The sequence below is a fragment of the Haladaptatus rarus genome, from assembly GCF_054177585.1.
Genome location: NZ_JBPEHG010000003.1, coordinates 309,256 through 322,468, shown reverse-complemented (window position 1 = coordinate 322,468; position 13,213 = coordinate 309,256). Strand labels below are relative to the sequence as shown.

At 61.3% G+C, this 13,213-nt stretch carries 13 protein-coding genes; 3 read left to right on the top strand and 10 right to left on the bottom strand.

Features of this window, described 5'->3' with window-relative positions; translation table 11 throughout:
- Positions 1 to 114: 114 nt before the first annotated feature.
- Both ACR3FE_RS10595 and ACR3FE_RS10590 read left to right on the top strand, forming a co-directional pair.
- Entirely contained in the window at positions 115 to 1,749 is a 1,635-nt protein-coding gene (locus ACR3FE_RS10595) for a COG1361 S-layer family protein (RefSeq protein ID WP_458207074.1), read from the top strand.
- A complete protein-coding gene (locus tag ACR3FE_RS10590; protein WP_458207073.1) occupies positions 1,750 to 4,254 on the top strand; it encodes an efflux RND transporter permease subunit in 2,505 nt (834 codons plus the stop codon).
- Between the two features lie 4 nt (positions 4,255 to 4,258).
- Here ACR3FE_RS10590 and crcB (ACR3FE_RS10585) read toward each other — a convergent pair whose 3' ends face one another.
- From crcB (ACR3FE_RS10585) to ACR3FE_RS10540, 10 genes are all read right to left on the bottom strand, one after another.
- Positions 4,259 to 4,612, bottom strand: a complete 354-nt coding sequence (gene crcB / locus ACR3FE_RS10585) for a fluoride efflux transporter CrcB (RefSeq protein WP_458207072.1) — start codon at positions 4,610 to 4,612, stop codon at positions 4,259 to 4,261.
- Positions 4,609 to 4,998 (bottom strand): fluoride efflux transporter CrcB, encoded by a 390-nt coding sequence (gene crcB, locus ACR3FE_RS10580; RefSeq protein WP_458207197.1) that lies wholly within the window; start codon positions 4,996 to 4,998, stop codon positions 4,609 to 4,611. The genes crcB (ACR3FE_RS10585) and crcB (ACR3FE_RS10580) overlap by 4 nt, the downstream gene beginning before the upstream one ends.
- A gap of 92 nt (positions 4,999 to 5,090) precedes the next feature.
- Positions 5,091 to 6,023 (bottom strand): ATP-binding protein, encoded by a 933-nt coding sequence (locus ACR3FE_RS10575; RefSeq protein ID WP_458207195.1) that lies wholly within the window; start codon positions 6,021 to 6,023, stop codon positions 5,091 to 5,093.
- Between the two features lie 17 nt (positions 6,024 to 6,040).
- Positions 6,041 to 7,291, bottom strand: a complete 1,251-nt coding sequence (locus ACR3FE_RS10570) for an RNA-guided endonuclease InsQ/TnpB family protein (protein ID WP_458207071.1) — start codon at positions 7,289 to 7,291, stop codon at positions 6,041 to 6,043.
- 146 nt (positions 7,292 to 7,437) lie between these two features.
- Positions 7,438 to 8,199: a protein-L-isoaspartate O-methyltransferase family protein gene (locus tag ACR3FE_RS10565; RefSeq protein WP_458207070.1), complete on the bottom strand. Its 762-nt coding sequence runs from the start codon at positions 8,197 to 8,199 to the stop codon at positions 7,438 to 7,440.
- Positions 8,200 to 8,225: 26 nt separating this feature from the next.
- The gene (locus tag ACR3FE_RS10560; RefSeq protein ID WP_458207069.1) at positions 8,226 to 9,137 is read right to left on the bottom strand and encodes a class I SAM-dependent methyltransferase; all 912 of its coding nucleotides are present in this window, start codon (positions 9,135 to 9,137) and stop codon (positions 8,226 to 8,228) included.
- 30 nt (positions 9,138 to 9,167) lie between these two features.
- A complete protein-coding gene (locus ACR3FE_RS10555; protein WP_458207068.1) occupies positions 9,168 to 9,818 on the bottom strand; it encodes a protein-L-isoaspartate(D-aspartate) O-methyltransferase in 651 nt (216 codons plus the stop codon).
- A gap of 1 nt (position 9,819) precedes the next feature.
- On the bottom strand, positions 9,820 to 10,470 hold the full coding sequence (locus ACR3FE_RS10550) for an HVO_0476 family zinc finger protein (protein ID WP_458207067.1): 651 nt from the start codon (positions 10,468 to 10,470) through the stop codon (positions 9,820 to 9,822).
- A gap of 46 nt (positions 10,471 to 10,516) precedes the next feature.
- Positions 10,517 to 10,849, bottom strand: a complete 333-nt coding sequence (locus ACR3FE_RS10545; RefSeq protein ID WP_458207066.1) for a CHY zinc finger protein — start codon at positions 10,847 to 10,849, stop codon at positions 10,517 to 10,519.
- A gap of 61 nt (positions 10,850 to 10,910) precedes the next feature.
- Positions 10,911 to 11,861 (bottom strand): aminopeptidase, encoded by a 951-nt coding sequence (locus ACR3FE_RS10540; RefSeq protein ID WP_458207065.1) that lies wholly within the window; start codon positions 11,859 to 11,861, stop codon positions 10,911 to 10,913.
- A gap of 123 nt (positions 11,862 to 11,984) precedes the next feature.
- On the opposite strand from ACR3FE_RS10540, the gene ACR3FE_RS10535 reads away from it, so the two are divergent.
- Positions 11,985 to 12,998 (top strand): type II glyceraldehyde-3-phosphate dehydrogenase, encoded by a 1,014-nt coding sequence (locus ACR3FE_RS10535; RefSeq protein WP_458207064.1) that lies wholly within the window; start codon positions 11,985 to 11,987, stop codon positions 12,996 to 12,998.
- Positions 12,999 to 13,213 lie beyond the last annotated feature (215 nt).

Below are 13,213 nucleotides of genomic sequence, written 5' to 3'. Positions count from 1 at the left end.
ACGGTGGCCAAAGCGAGGGGCAAACCTATACGAATCACCGCCACGTGACAAGACAGGGGGGAGAGAAATGACGCCGATCGGGGACAGTGGAGAGACTCGCACGGGACTCGACGCATGAATCGGGAGGGACTCGTTTCCATCATCGTCGCACTCCTGTTGGTTTCGCAGGGCGGCAGCCACGTCGTCGCGGAGAACGGTTCGCTCGTCGAACAGACGACCACGACGACAGAACGAACGACGACCACTGCAGAAGGGACGACTACGACCACCAACCGAACGACCGGCGACTTCGAACTCGTTTCGGTCTCCTCGAACGTACCGGTCGATGGAACAGGTAATCTCTCACTGACGTTCGAGAACACCGGAGTAGACGTCTCTAACGCGAGCATACTGGTACAATCACCGAACGAAAGCGTCCGGTTCGGTCGATCACAGAACGCCAGCAAGTCGGTTGGCAGCTGGTCGACGGACGAACAGCGAACCGTCACGTACAGGCTTCTGGCAGAGGAGTTCGCGGAGATTCGAAACTACCCGTTTCAGGCGGTCATTTCGTACACGACAGCGAACGGTTCTCGGAGACAGGCCGGGCCGTACATCTTCACTGTTCGGCCCGCCGAACAGATTCGGTTGGAACGATTCGAGGTGACAGATATCTCCTCGAACGTACAGTCGGGCGATACGGGAACCATCTCTCTGACGCTCGAAAACACGGGACGCGACGTGAGCGACGCCATCATCACCCTGCAATCACGGAACGACCAACTCCGACTCGGGAGGTCACGGAACGCCAGTCAGTTCGTCAGCGAATGGGCGACCGACGAGGACGTGACCGTCGAATATCAAGTGACAGCGAGCAACGACACCGTCGGCGGCAGTTATCCGTTCAGCATCTCGGTGTCGTATCGGGAAGACGGAAGGCGAAACCAAACCATGTCGGAGGTCATCGGCGTTATCCCCGCGCCGGAGCAGGAGTTTTCGCTCACCGACGTGAACAGCACGCTTCGCGTCGGCGACGAGGGCGTGGTTACTGGTACAGTGACGAACGAGGGACCACAAGCGGCGGCGAACGCGGTTCTCGTTCTCCAGTCTCAGCGAGAGAACGTCTTTCCACGGGAAACAGAATACGCACTGGGCACCCTCAATTCGGGTGAGTCCGAGTCCTTTCGGTATCGAATCGACGTGAGCGACAGCGCAGACCGCGGGCCGCGACAGCTCTCGTTCCGCGTCAGATACCAAAATCAAGACGACGACCCTCGGCAGAGCAAACCGCTGAAGGCCCGAGTGCTCGTCTCACCCCGGCGAGACGAATTCGTCGTCACCCCGCAGGAAGCATCGGTCGACGCCGGTTCGAGCGGAACCATTGTCCTCCAGATCACGAACAACGACGACAGGACGCTCCGGAACATCGACGCGCGGGCGTTCGTCGATAGCCCCCTGACCATCGACGACAACGATGCGTTCATCACCCAACTCGCGCCGAACGAGTCGGCCACGATTCGGTTCACGGTCGGCGCGGAAAGCGGAACGCTGGCCGGAACGTACCCGATGTCGCTCGATTTCCAGTACGAAAAACCCGATGGCGAGACGACGCTCTCGGACACCTACGAGATACCGATTCGAGTCACAGAACCGGAAGGAGACGGCTTGTTTCCGTTTTCGACCGGTTTCGGTCTCAGACTTCCGCTCGTCATCGCTATCGGCGTCTTGCTCGGTATCGCCGGAATCGGCGCGATCCGGAGGTGGCGATGAGTGGCCACGTATCGAGCCATCATCGAAACGATCGACGACTGGATCGTCGAGCGGTCGCGGGTGGTCTTACTCGCATTCCTCGTCCTGACCGCCGGATTCGGCGTCGGCTGGGCCCGCATCTCGACCGAGGCCGGAACGAGTCAGTTCACCGAAGATACTCCGGCTCAGGAGGCGTTCGACGCCGTCGATAGAGAGTTTTCGCCAGCGTTCGCTGCGGAAAACGGGAGTACGCAGCTCATCCAGTCCGGTCGAAACGTCCTCTCGAAACCCGAACTGTTGGCGATGTTGGAAGCGCAATATCGCCTCGAGCGAAGAGAAGGATTGCGCGTCGAATCGACGGCGAGTGCGGCGAGCATCGTCGCACAGACGCTCGACCCGAACGCGACGACACTCGAAGCACAGATTCGAACCGTAGAGCGAGCGACGCCGACAGAAGTAGATACTGCAGTTCGGCGAGCAGCCAGGAATCCCGCGTTCGGAAGACTCCTGAGCGACGACTTCAATCGCCGTGCGGCCTCCGCGTCGGCGACCATCGGCATCGTCGAGCATGGGATTCCTCGCGGCGTCTCCCAGCAAGCGGGTGCGGAAGCGAGCGGCGAAGACCCCATCGCCGAGATTCAGAGTCGGTCGCAAGCGATCGTCGCAACCGTCGATAGCGACATCGTCGTCTTCGGGAGCGGAATCATCTCGGAGGAGCTATCGAACGTCACCTTCGATTCGCTCATCATCGTCATCCCCGCCGCCGCGATACTGATCTTCGTCTTCCTACTGTTCGCCTACCGTGACCCCATCGACCTCATGCTCGGGGTCGCCTCGCTGGTGATGGCAATCGTCTGGACTCTGGGATTCACCGGTCTCGTTGGCATCCCTTTCACACAGCTGCTCGTCGCCGTACCGCCGCTGTTGCTCGCGGTGGGTATCGATTACGGAATCCACGTGATAAACCGCTACCGCGAAGAACGGATGGTCGAGGACGTGGTCGGACGTTCGATGCGGCGGGCGACCGACCAACTACTCGTCGCGTTCTTCATCGTCACCGGAACGACGGTGCTGGGCTTCTCGTCGAACGCAACGAGCCGCCTGCAACCGATCCAGGAGTTCGGAATCATCGCCGCGATCGGCATCGTCTTCACCTTCCTCATCTTCGGCATCTTTCTTCCGACCGCGAAGGTCACGGCAGACCGCCTGCGGGTTCGACTCGAACTCCCTACGTTCGGTCGTCGTCCGCTCGGCGAAGAAGGGTCGTTTCTGGGGCGAGCATTACAGATCAGCGTCGGACTCGCCCGCAGGAGCGCGACAACGGTTCTCGTCGTCGCGCTCCTGTTGACGGTCGCGTCCGGAACCTACGCGACGGGCATCGACACGTCGTTCTCGAACGAGGATTTCCTGCCACCTGAAGAGACGCCAGCGTATCTCGAATCGCTTCCGGAACCCTTCGCACCCGAGACGTACACCGTCACGGAGAGCATCAACTTTCTCGACGAGAACTTCGCCACTGCAGAGGACGACACGGTGACCATCTTCGTCGAGGGGCCGCTCCGGGAGGATTTCGCACTCGAATCGATACAGCAGGCCAATCGAAACCCCCCGGAATCGTTCCTCGTCACCCAGCGACAGGCGGATGCGGAGAGTATCATCAGCGTCATTCGAGATTACAGCGCCCAGTCCGAGGAGTTTCGCCAACTCGTCCAGCGAAACGACATCGACGACGATGGCGTCCCCGACGACGATCTCGACGTGATCTACGACCGGTTGCTCTCCTCGCCAGTCCGCGAACGGGCGTTGCAGTATCTCGCCGAAGACCGACGAAGCACACAGCTCGTCTACTCGATGAAAGGCAGTGCGTCTCAGGAAGCCATCACACGCGATGCGCGCGTGCTCGCAGACCGCTACCGATTTGACGCCACCGCGACCGGCCAGATCGTCGTCTTCCAATCCATCGCATCACTCATCTTCACGTCGGCGGTTCGAAGTCTCGTCGTGGCACTGTTCGCCACCGCGGTCTTTCTCACCTTCATCTATCGCGTTCTCGTCGGGCGGGCCGTGTTCGGAATCATCAATCTCGTCCCCATCGTCGTCTCGGTCGCGCTACTGGCCGGGACGATGCGATTGCTCGGAATCCCGTTCAACGCACTCACCGCGACCGTTCTCGCCATCGCGCTCGGGCTGGGAATCGACTACTCTGCTCACGTCGTCCAGCGATTCAGTGACGAGTACGAGGGGAAAGAGGATGGCGAACAGGGGGGTGAGGGGTCTCCCGACGTGATCGACGCACTCACGCGAACCGTGCGTGGAACCGGAGGTGCACTGACCGGCAGCATGCTCACGACGATAGCGGGAACCGGGATACTCGTCCTCGCGATCACGCCGGTGATCGGCCAGTTCGGTCTCGTGATCGCTCTGAGTATCTTCTACTCGTACCTCGCCGCGTTGTTCGTGACGCCCGCAGTCATCGTCGCGTGGGTGAGGGTCTCGGAGCGAGCCGCGTGGAAAAGTGCGTCGTAATCCGTCAACCCAGGAGAGCAGTCGTCATCGCACTCCCGAGTGCGACGGCCACCAGCGCACCCACCAGATGCATCGTGGCGTTGCTGACCGCCCGACGGCGTTTCCCCCGTTCGTACAGCCGAACCGTCTCGAACGCGAAACTGGAGAAGGTGGTGAACGCGCCACAGAACCCAGTCCCGAACAGCACCAACATCGCAGGGTCGTCCGTCAGACTTGCGGTCAACGCACCGAGTGCAAAACTCCCGAGGACGTTCACTACCAGCGTGGCTCGGCGCTGGCTCGGAAGCGATCGTCCCACGAAGTACCGACTCAGCGCGCCGAGCATCCCGCCGATACCGACGAGGAAAACCGGGTTCACGAGACGACACCTCCCACCACCCGGCGACCGAGCAGGACGGCGAGGATGCCCAGTGCGTAGTTCGCAACGACGTTCACGGCGGCGAACGTCGGCGAGAGACTCGCGGTTTGAACCGCGAAGGTGCTGTAGGTCGTGAACGACGAGAGGAAGCCGGTTCCGACGACCAGCCGGGTTTCGGGTGCGAGCAAGTCCGCCAGATGCGCCTCGTAGAGGAGGACGCCGAGCGCGAAACTTCCGGCGACGTTGACCGCCAGCGTCCCCCATGGAAAGCTACCGGGAAGGGCGGCGCTCGTCACGTGGCGAAGTGCCGCGCCTGCGAACCCTCCAACGGCGATGAGGAGGATCGGTTCGAACTGCTTGAGTGCGTGCGTATCCTGTACCGACATCGTTTCTTCGGAGCGCCTCTCAGCCCAGTGGGTGGTTCCCGACGCGGTCGGGAGACCCATCGCTCGTGTTCGAGTGCAGTCAGCACCGAAACCTATCCCTTTCGGAGTTCGCTCGCGCTCGGACTCTCGCCGCCGTGTGCGACTCGTCGCTCTCGAATCTGAACGGCGTGAACGCTCTCGGTTGCGTCGTCCACCACGACTGCCGCACCGGGCGTCTCCGGCATCCGGTCGGCGAACGACCCCGTCATGTACGTAGGCCGCGCACGGGCCAATGCATCGCGGTCGGAGCGCGACGTTAATCGATGGGCGACCAGCACGTCCGATTGCGATATCGCGACGTCGGGGAGTGCGGCAGGACGCTGTGTCGCTGCGACCAAACTGACGCCGGGACGCCGTCCCCGCGTCACGATGGTTCGGAGTGCTGGGGCTGCGATGCCGTCGAAGAAAGCGTGCGCTTCGTCCACGACCAGCCACGGAAGCGTCTCCACCGAGCCGGTGATTCGAGCACGATAGAGGTCGTCCGCCATCGCTCGCACCACCGCGTTCATCGGTGCAGCATCGAACCCGGAGCAGTCGAGCACGATTCCGGATTCGGATTCTGCACAGTCTGCCGCAGTGAGTCCATCGGGCGAGAACACGTCCCACGAGCCGGCCAGTGCGAGATGATTCTCCGCCGACCGCCGGGTTGCCTGCGTCACGTCCGCGTTCGAGACGTACTCGTCCATCGCCGCGAGCGTTTCAGATTCGAGCGCGGCCCACCAGACCACCGATCCGGTCGGACTCTCGTGGTCGAGTCCAAGGAGGTTACACCACGCACGCGGTGTGAGCGAGTTCGCGGACACGCGAGGCGTATCGACGACTTCGAAGCCAGACACCTCGGCAAACGTGGTGAATGCACCCATCGGGTCGGCGACGACCGGGGTGACTCCCTTCATGTCGGCGAGTTCTTCGACCAGCACGCCGAGCGTGTACGACTTTCCGTGACATCCTCCCCGGCGTTCACGCCGGGGCTTCCCGTCCCGCAGGTGGGATATTTGCCGGTCTACGACACGACCAGTTCTCTCGTGGAAAACATCCCGCTCTCGCGGTCGAACAAGTATGTCGAGGGCTGTGCCACACAGCCGTTACTCCTATCCTCACCATGAGGACTCAGAGTTATCTTTTGCCGCATATTCTCTGCCCCGTTACAATCTGCGTTGGCGACCAACTCACACGACGAACAGACGTACAGGCCACGCTCAACACGATTCGATTTCGTATCGTCACCGCATCGTGAGCAGGTCTTCGACGTATCCCACTCGTTCTCTTTCAACACCTCAATGCTCCGTTCTTCGCCTTTGTATTCGAGGTACTGGTAGATACGGTCGAACGCCCACGTGTGCAGCTTCTTGTTCCCAGTTGCACCCCAATCGGACTCACGAACGTCTTCAGGCCAACTCACCGCGAGCGTACCAACACCGCGTTCGACACACTCGGTGATGATGGTGTCTGTGAGGACATGATAAAAGTGCGTTTCACGCTCTGTGAGTTTCTGCCGTGCCCACATCGACTGCTCTGACGGCCCATTCTCATCCTCTGTCTCGTACTCGGCACGCTTGAAGTAGTGCTTGTCCTGTTTGAGGGAGTTGCCGGGGTACAGGACGTATTCGTCAGGGAACGCGACCGTGGCGATGTTCGTGATACCGAGGTCGATACCTGCTACTCCGTCGTCTGCTGAGTTGTTGGTTTCAAGTTCGACTTTGCAGACGAAGTGCAGTTCCCACTCGTCACCATTCCAGACGGCGCGAACGTTCTGTACCTTGTTGACCTCGGTGAGGTCAACGTCGGGGCGGGTTTCGTACTCGCAGAGGATGAAGTCCGACCAATACTCTTTCAGATTCGAACCTTTCGAGAGTCTGACTCGGTTGTTCTCAGGGTCGTGTTTGAAGCCGTCTGCTTTGAACGTAACTGTACTGCGAGGGCGCGTATCGCCGTATTTGCGGTAGCCGGGAGGATTCGCCGTCTCGTCTTTCTGTCGCAGGCCGAACCATGACTGGAAAGCGTCGGAAAGTTCTTCAATGACTTTCTGACTGGATTGCGCGTTCAAATCTTTCCAGCACTCGCGGGTCTTCATATACGATTTGAGTGAGCCTTCATTTGGGATTTCGCCGGTTATGTCCCATATGCGGCCTGCTGTCCATCGTGCGACGTTCCAGATTTTCGAGGCTGAATCTCCGAGCGAATCGAGGCCATCGCAGACCTGTCGATGGTTCTTGATGGAACCAACGTAGGTGCGGGTGACCACAATCGCCATACATAGCCTATCTAGATAAATTACTTGACAGTATGGTTCACGTTGAATATCCTTCCTGCTATCGACGGTGATTTGTGTGGGAGTTATCGGATTCACTCCCACCGTAAACGGCGGGATTCTCTCCTCGCAGAAAGATAGTATCCGCCCTAGACGTACCCGTCCCAGTCGATCCACTCGTGTTCCCATCCACGCCGCGTCTGTTCGTGGCGTTCCGCGAGCTCGCGGTCTTCCCGAGCAGTGCGATTCCGTTCGAGCGTGTCGGACTGTTCACCGTCCACGAGGAGCGGTGCGAGTGCGACATTTCCGAACTGCTGGACGGTTTCGGCACCCCCCGTCGTCGACCGTTCGATGGCAGTCAACCGCTGGGTGCCGCCGCCGAGCGGAACGACCAACCGTCCCTCCGAAGCGAGCTGTTCGACGAGTGCACGTGGCGGTTCGATAGCCGCGGCCTCGACGAGGATGCGGTCGAACGGCGCGTATTCAGGGAGACCGTCAGCCCCATCGCGGCAGTCGACGAACACGCCGCCGTAGCCTGCCGAGTCGAGGTTCTGTCGGGCTTCGTAGACCATGGTGCGCGTGATATCGACGGCGTGGACGTTGCAGTCGCCGACGATCTCCGCCAGCACCGCTGCGGTGTAGCCCACGCCCGCCCCGACGACGAGAACGGAGTCGTCCTCGTCTACGTCGAGTGCCTCCAGTAATCGAGCAACGGTACTCGGGGACAGTATCCGAGTTCCACGGTGGTCGAACGACTGATCCGTGTACGCCCCCTGGTCGGCATCGACCGGGACGAACTCCTGGCGCGGCACCGTCCGAAGCGCGAGACCGACGTGGTCGCTTCGAACGACCCCTTTGGTCTCGTGTTCGAGACTGGCCACCATGTCGTCACGCAACACCGCCGATTCCATAAACTCGCGTTAGGTTCGAACGTTCTTCAATCGTGCGGCCTGCGTCCGACGATCGCCTGCTGTTCCGTTCCCGGGATATCACGGATTTCGAACACCTCGAATCCGGCGTCCTCGAACCACTCCGAAAACTGCTCGGCAGTGTACGTATCGCCGTTCTCGGTCTGTGCGAGCATGTGCGCCCCCATGCGTGCTGCGCCGTCCGCGTGCCCACGCACGAGATCGGTGAAAACCGCGACACCGCCAGGGTCGAGTGCATCGAAGGCGTTTCGAAGGAGGTTCCGATTCTCGTCGGGGCCGAGTGCATGGGCGACCCGAGAGCAGAAGACGAGGTCGAACCCCGTCGGCAGGTCGTCGGTGATGTCCCCGACGACGAGTTCGATGGGTTCGCGTTCGAGGAAGCGCCGGTCGATGTCGATGACTTCCGGTTTGTCGACGAGCGTCACCTCGAAACCGCGGCGGACGAATTCCTTGGCGAAGACGCCAGGACCACCGCCGACATCAAGAACTCGCTCCGCGTCTGGGTGCTCGTGGACTGCTTCGGTGACACAGGCCCGAACCGCCGTCTCGTCTACGGTCGCCATCGCACCCACGAAGTTCGTGGTCCACTCGTCGGGCGTTTCGGGGGGTGAACCGGTTCGCATGGTCTCGGGGAGCGCCAGCCATCGGTCGAGGCAGTCGAGTTGGTGGGGCACGCTTCCGATCGAGCGCACGTCCGTCTTGGCGAACAGTCCCAGCGCCCGGTTCGTCGCTTCGTACTCGTCGCCGACCTGTTCGAGAAAGCCCATCTCGACCATCGCTTCGAGCGTGATTCGTGCGGCACGCCTGGTGACGCCGGTCTCAGCGGCGACTTCTGCTGGCGTTCCGGCATCGAACATGACGGCGTCGACGATTCCCGTCTCGCGGGCGGCCCATAACAGACAGAGTTCACGATAGTCCATACCGACCGCTCGGGTGCGAGCCGAAAAAAGCTACTCTCCTTGCATCGGGACGAACCGAACTCCGCCGTGCTGTTCGCGTTCGAGCGAGCCATCCTCGCGCTTCGTGGCGAGAACGAGTCGTTGCGTCCGGGTTCCGAGTGGTGCCAGCAAGTAACCACCGGGGCGTATCTGTTCGACGACTTTGGGCGGGAAGTCGGACGCAGCACAGGTCAGGTAAGCAGCGTCGTAGAATGCGTGTTTCGGCCAGCCAGCGTGGCCGTCACCGACGCGGATCGAGATCTCGTCGTAGCCGAGGTCGTCGAATCGGGTTCGAGTCTCCTCGGCTAGCGATTCGTGGTATTCGACGCTGTAGACGTTCTCGCTTCCGACGACTTCCGCAGTCACGGCAGCGTGGTACCCACACCCCGTTCCGATTTCGAGCACTTGGTCACCGGGCGAGAGGGCGAGGAGGTCGGTCATGATGGCGACCATATGTGGCGCGCTGATGGTCTGCCCTTCGCCGATGGGGAGCGGTTGGTCGGTGTACGCTTCTCCTCGCCGGTTTTCGGGGACGAACTCGTGTCTCGGGACGGCCCGGAGTGCGTTTAGCGTCGCCTCGCTCTGGATCCGGTCGCGGTCGGCAAGCTGCTGGACGAGGGCTCCTCGTTCGTCCTCGAAACCACCGTTACCGCGGCCAAACATGCTACCAGGCCGACCAGGCGGTCGAACTTTCGTCGTCGGCGTAGATGCGTTTCACGTCCTTTGCAACGACGGAGTCGCCGTCGTGGTCGAGTCGGTCGAAGTTGTAACCGGTCGCGTCGTCGGTGACGAGGATGCCGTCGATGGTGAACTCCTCGTCGGCGAGTTCTTCGGTCTCGCCGACGACGAACTCGTAGTCGCCCGGAATGTTCACCTTGATACCGCGCGAGTCGTCCCTGCGCCCGTCTTTCGGGTGGATGGTGACGTTGACCGAGACGTTGTCCACGGCCCGTGTCCAGATGGTTTCGACGTCCTCGGCGGCAGATTCCTCCACGCGACGATTCGCGTCCTGTTCGAGGCTCGTGATCCGGACGACGAAGATGGCCTCCTCGGTTTCGAGGACGAACTCCTCACCGACCGCCAGCGTTTCCTCGATCGGTACGTCCGCCGTCGCGGTGAACGACTCGCCTTCCTGCGAGACGATGACGTCTATCTCTTCGGTCTGTTCTTCTTCGATCTTCGTCTTGTGGACGTGACCGCACTCGGTACAGCGTACCGTCGCCTGTCCACCCGGTTTCAGCACCTCGTGGACGGTCTCGAACTCGGGGGAACACGACGGGCAGACGACTGCCACGCGCTCCGCAGTATCGCTCATATCATCGTGGTATGGACTCGGGGCGTAAAAGTGCGCGGAGTGCGAGTCAGCCCTCGAAGTACAGGTGGTAGTGGTTCGCACAGCCCGGATTGAACTCCACGTCGCATTCGGGACACCGCGAGCCGCAAGAGAGATATTCGGCGATCGTCAGTTTGGCACCGCAGGCACCGCACAGCACCGCCTCCGCATCCCGTTTCGGTTCGGGCCACACTTCGCGAGGATGGTCGGCGACGGCATCGTGACACCGGTAGCAGGGATAGAATTCGTCGCAACACGGAAACCGGATAGCGATCACGTCGCGTTCGGTGTCGTAGTGCGAACAGCGCGTTTCGTGGTCAACGTCGACGCCGTGAACGTCGGTTCCGTGGATGGTCGGCATTGAGGGGATTGATACCGTGATTAGGGCTGTGGCAGTTCGATTTCTTCACTGTTCCGCGGGTTCACCGCTCCACCATCGGGAGGTCTACGACTTCCCCGTCTGCATAGACGGTGGGTTCGCGGATGATGCCGTCGAGGTGGAGCGGCGCGTCGGTGTCGCCGCCGATTCCCGCGTCGTCGCCGATGGCGATGTGGACGGTGCCGCCTGCCTTCTCGTCCAACAGGACGGAGCCGACGAGTTCGGCGACGGCGACGTTCGTGCCGATGCCGAGTTCGGCGAGGTTGTAGGCGTCGTGGCCGACTTCTTCTGCCGCGGTCTCAACCTGGTCACGGATATCGTCGTCGCTGATCTCCGTGACGTAGCCGTCTTCGACCTCGAATTCGAGAGTCTGGCCGTCTTCGAGCAGGCCGTGGGGTCGCATCGTTCCGTCCACGACGTAGCGACCGTTCACGTTCTCGGGGCTGACGAACACCTCTCCTGCGGGGAGATTGGTGAAGTCACCCGGTTCGTGGCAGAGGCCGGTGTCGTCGAACCACTTGCGGTCGCCGGGTTCGAAGGTGATGTCGGTGCCTTTCTCGGTCGTGACGCGGATCTCGGCTGCGCCTTCGACCTGCGCGAGGACATCCTGGCAGTGCCGGTCGATGGTCTCGTAATCGGCGTCGAGACCGGTGACCATCACTTCCTCCGTGATTCCGGGAAGGGTCGCGGCTCGCGTGCCCGCTTCGTTCGCCTTTCCGCGTGCGCGGGTGTGGCTTAGACTCTTGGTCGTCGGGGCGAGCACTACGTCGGCCCCGGCCATCGCGGCAGCGACGGGAGCAGGCGGTTCCTCACCGTGTTGGCTGCCGACCGGATAGCGCGCGACGACGACGTCGTCCGTTATCTCGTGGGCGGCGTCGTACAGCGCTTCCCCGATTTTCCGGCGTTTGTCGTCGGTGATGACCGCGCAGCTCTCGTCGGGTCGAAGCCCCATACACTGCTCGACGGCGGTTCGCGCCGCGTCGTCCAAACTCATAGGTGGTGGGTCGTAGTCGGCGTGGTTAGGTGTTCCCTTTCTTGACTTACTCACGGTCGAGTTGTTTTCCATCGTTGTGGCTCGAAACCGTTTTAGTCGCGGGCGTCGGAGCGCCAGACGTACATGCTACAGGTCGGCATCAACGGGTACGGGACTATCGGGAAGCGAGTCGCTGACGCTGTCCGCGCGCAACCGGACATGGAGGTCGTCGGTGTCGCGAAGACCCGGCCCAACTTCGAGGCCGAGGGAGCCATCGAGAACGGCTATCCGCTCTACGCCGCCATCGAGGAGCGAGCGGAGCAGTTCGGCGACGCGGGAATCGAACTCGCCGGGATGGTAGAGGAGATGGTCGAACAGGCGGACGTCGTCGTCGACGCCTGCCCCTCCGGAATCGGCGCGGAGAACAAATCGCTGTACGACGAGTACGATACGCCCGCGCTGTATCAGGGCGGGGAATCCGCAGACGTGGCCGACGTGAGCTTCAACGCTCGCGCCAACTTCGAGGAAGCGGTGGGCGCCCAACACGTCCGCGTCGTCTCGTGTAACACGACCGGGCTCTCGCGGCTCGTCGCACCACTCCGCGAGGAGTACGGCGTCGAGAAGGTTCGTGCGACCCTCGTTCGACGCGGTGGCGACCCGGCCCAGACCGGTCGCGGTCCCATCAACGACATCCTGCCGAACCCGATCACGCTGCCCTCTCACCACGGGCCGGACGTGAAGACCATCTTCCCGGATCTCGCCATCGACACGCTCGGACTGAAGGTTCCGGCGACGTTGATGCACATGCACAGCATCAACGTCTCGCTCGAAGCCGAACCGGACGCTGAAGAGGTTCGTGAACTGCTCGAACGCCAGTCGCGCATCTTCGTCATTCCGGAACGAATGGACATTGACGGTGCTGGCAAACTCAAAGAGTACGCCATGGACAGAGACCGCCCGCGCGCCGACGTCTGGGAGAACTGCCTCTGGGGCGAGTCGGTTTCGATGGAAGGCAACGACCTCTATCTCTTCCAAGCCATCCACCAAGAGAGCGACGTGGTACCGGAAAACGTCGATGCGATTCGCGCAGTGACGAACAGCGCGGACGCGAAAGAAAGCATCGAAATGACCAACGACGCGCTCGACATCGGCTTCTAATTCGGAGTCACTTTTTTAGGCTGGTTCGGAAACTCCACGTCGTCCATGAGCTGGTCGAGTATCAACGATAGATTCGCAGTCGGTGTCGGTATTCGTCGGTTTCGGTAGTGAGTGATAGTGACACACCACATTCGCATTTTCCATTACGGCTATATAGCGGTCAGTTCAACCGTTCGAAAGCGGTGATAACCGAATGAAGTGATAATGGGGCCGCC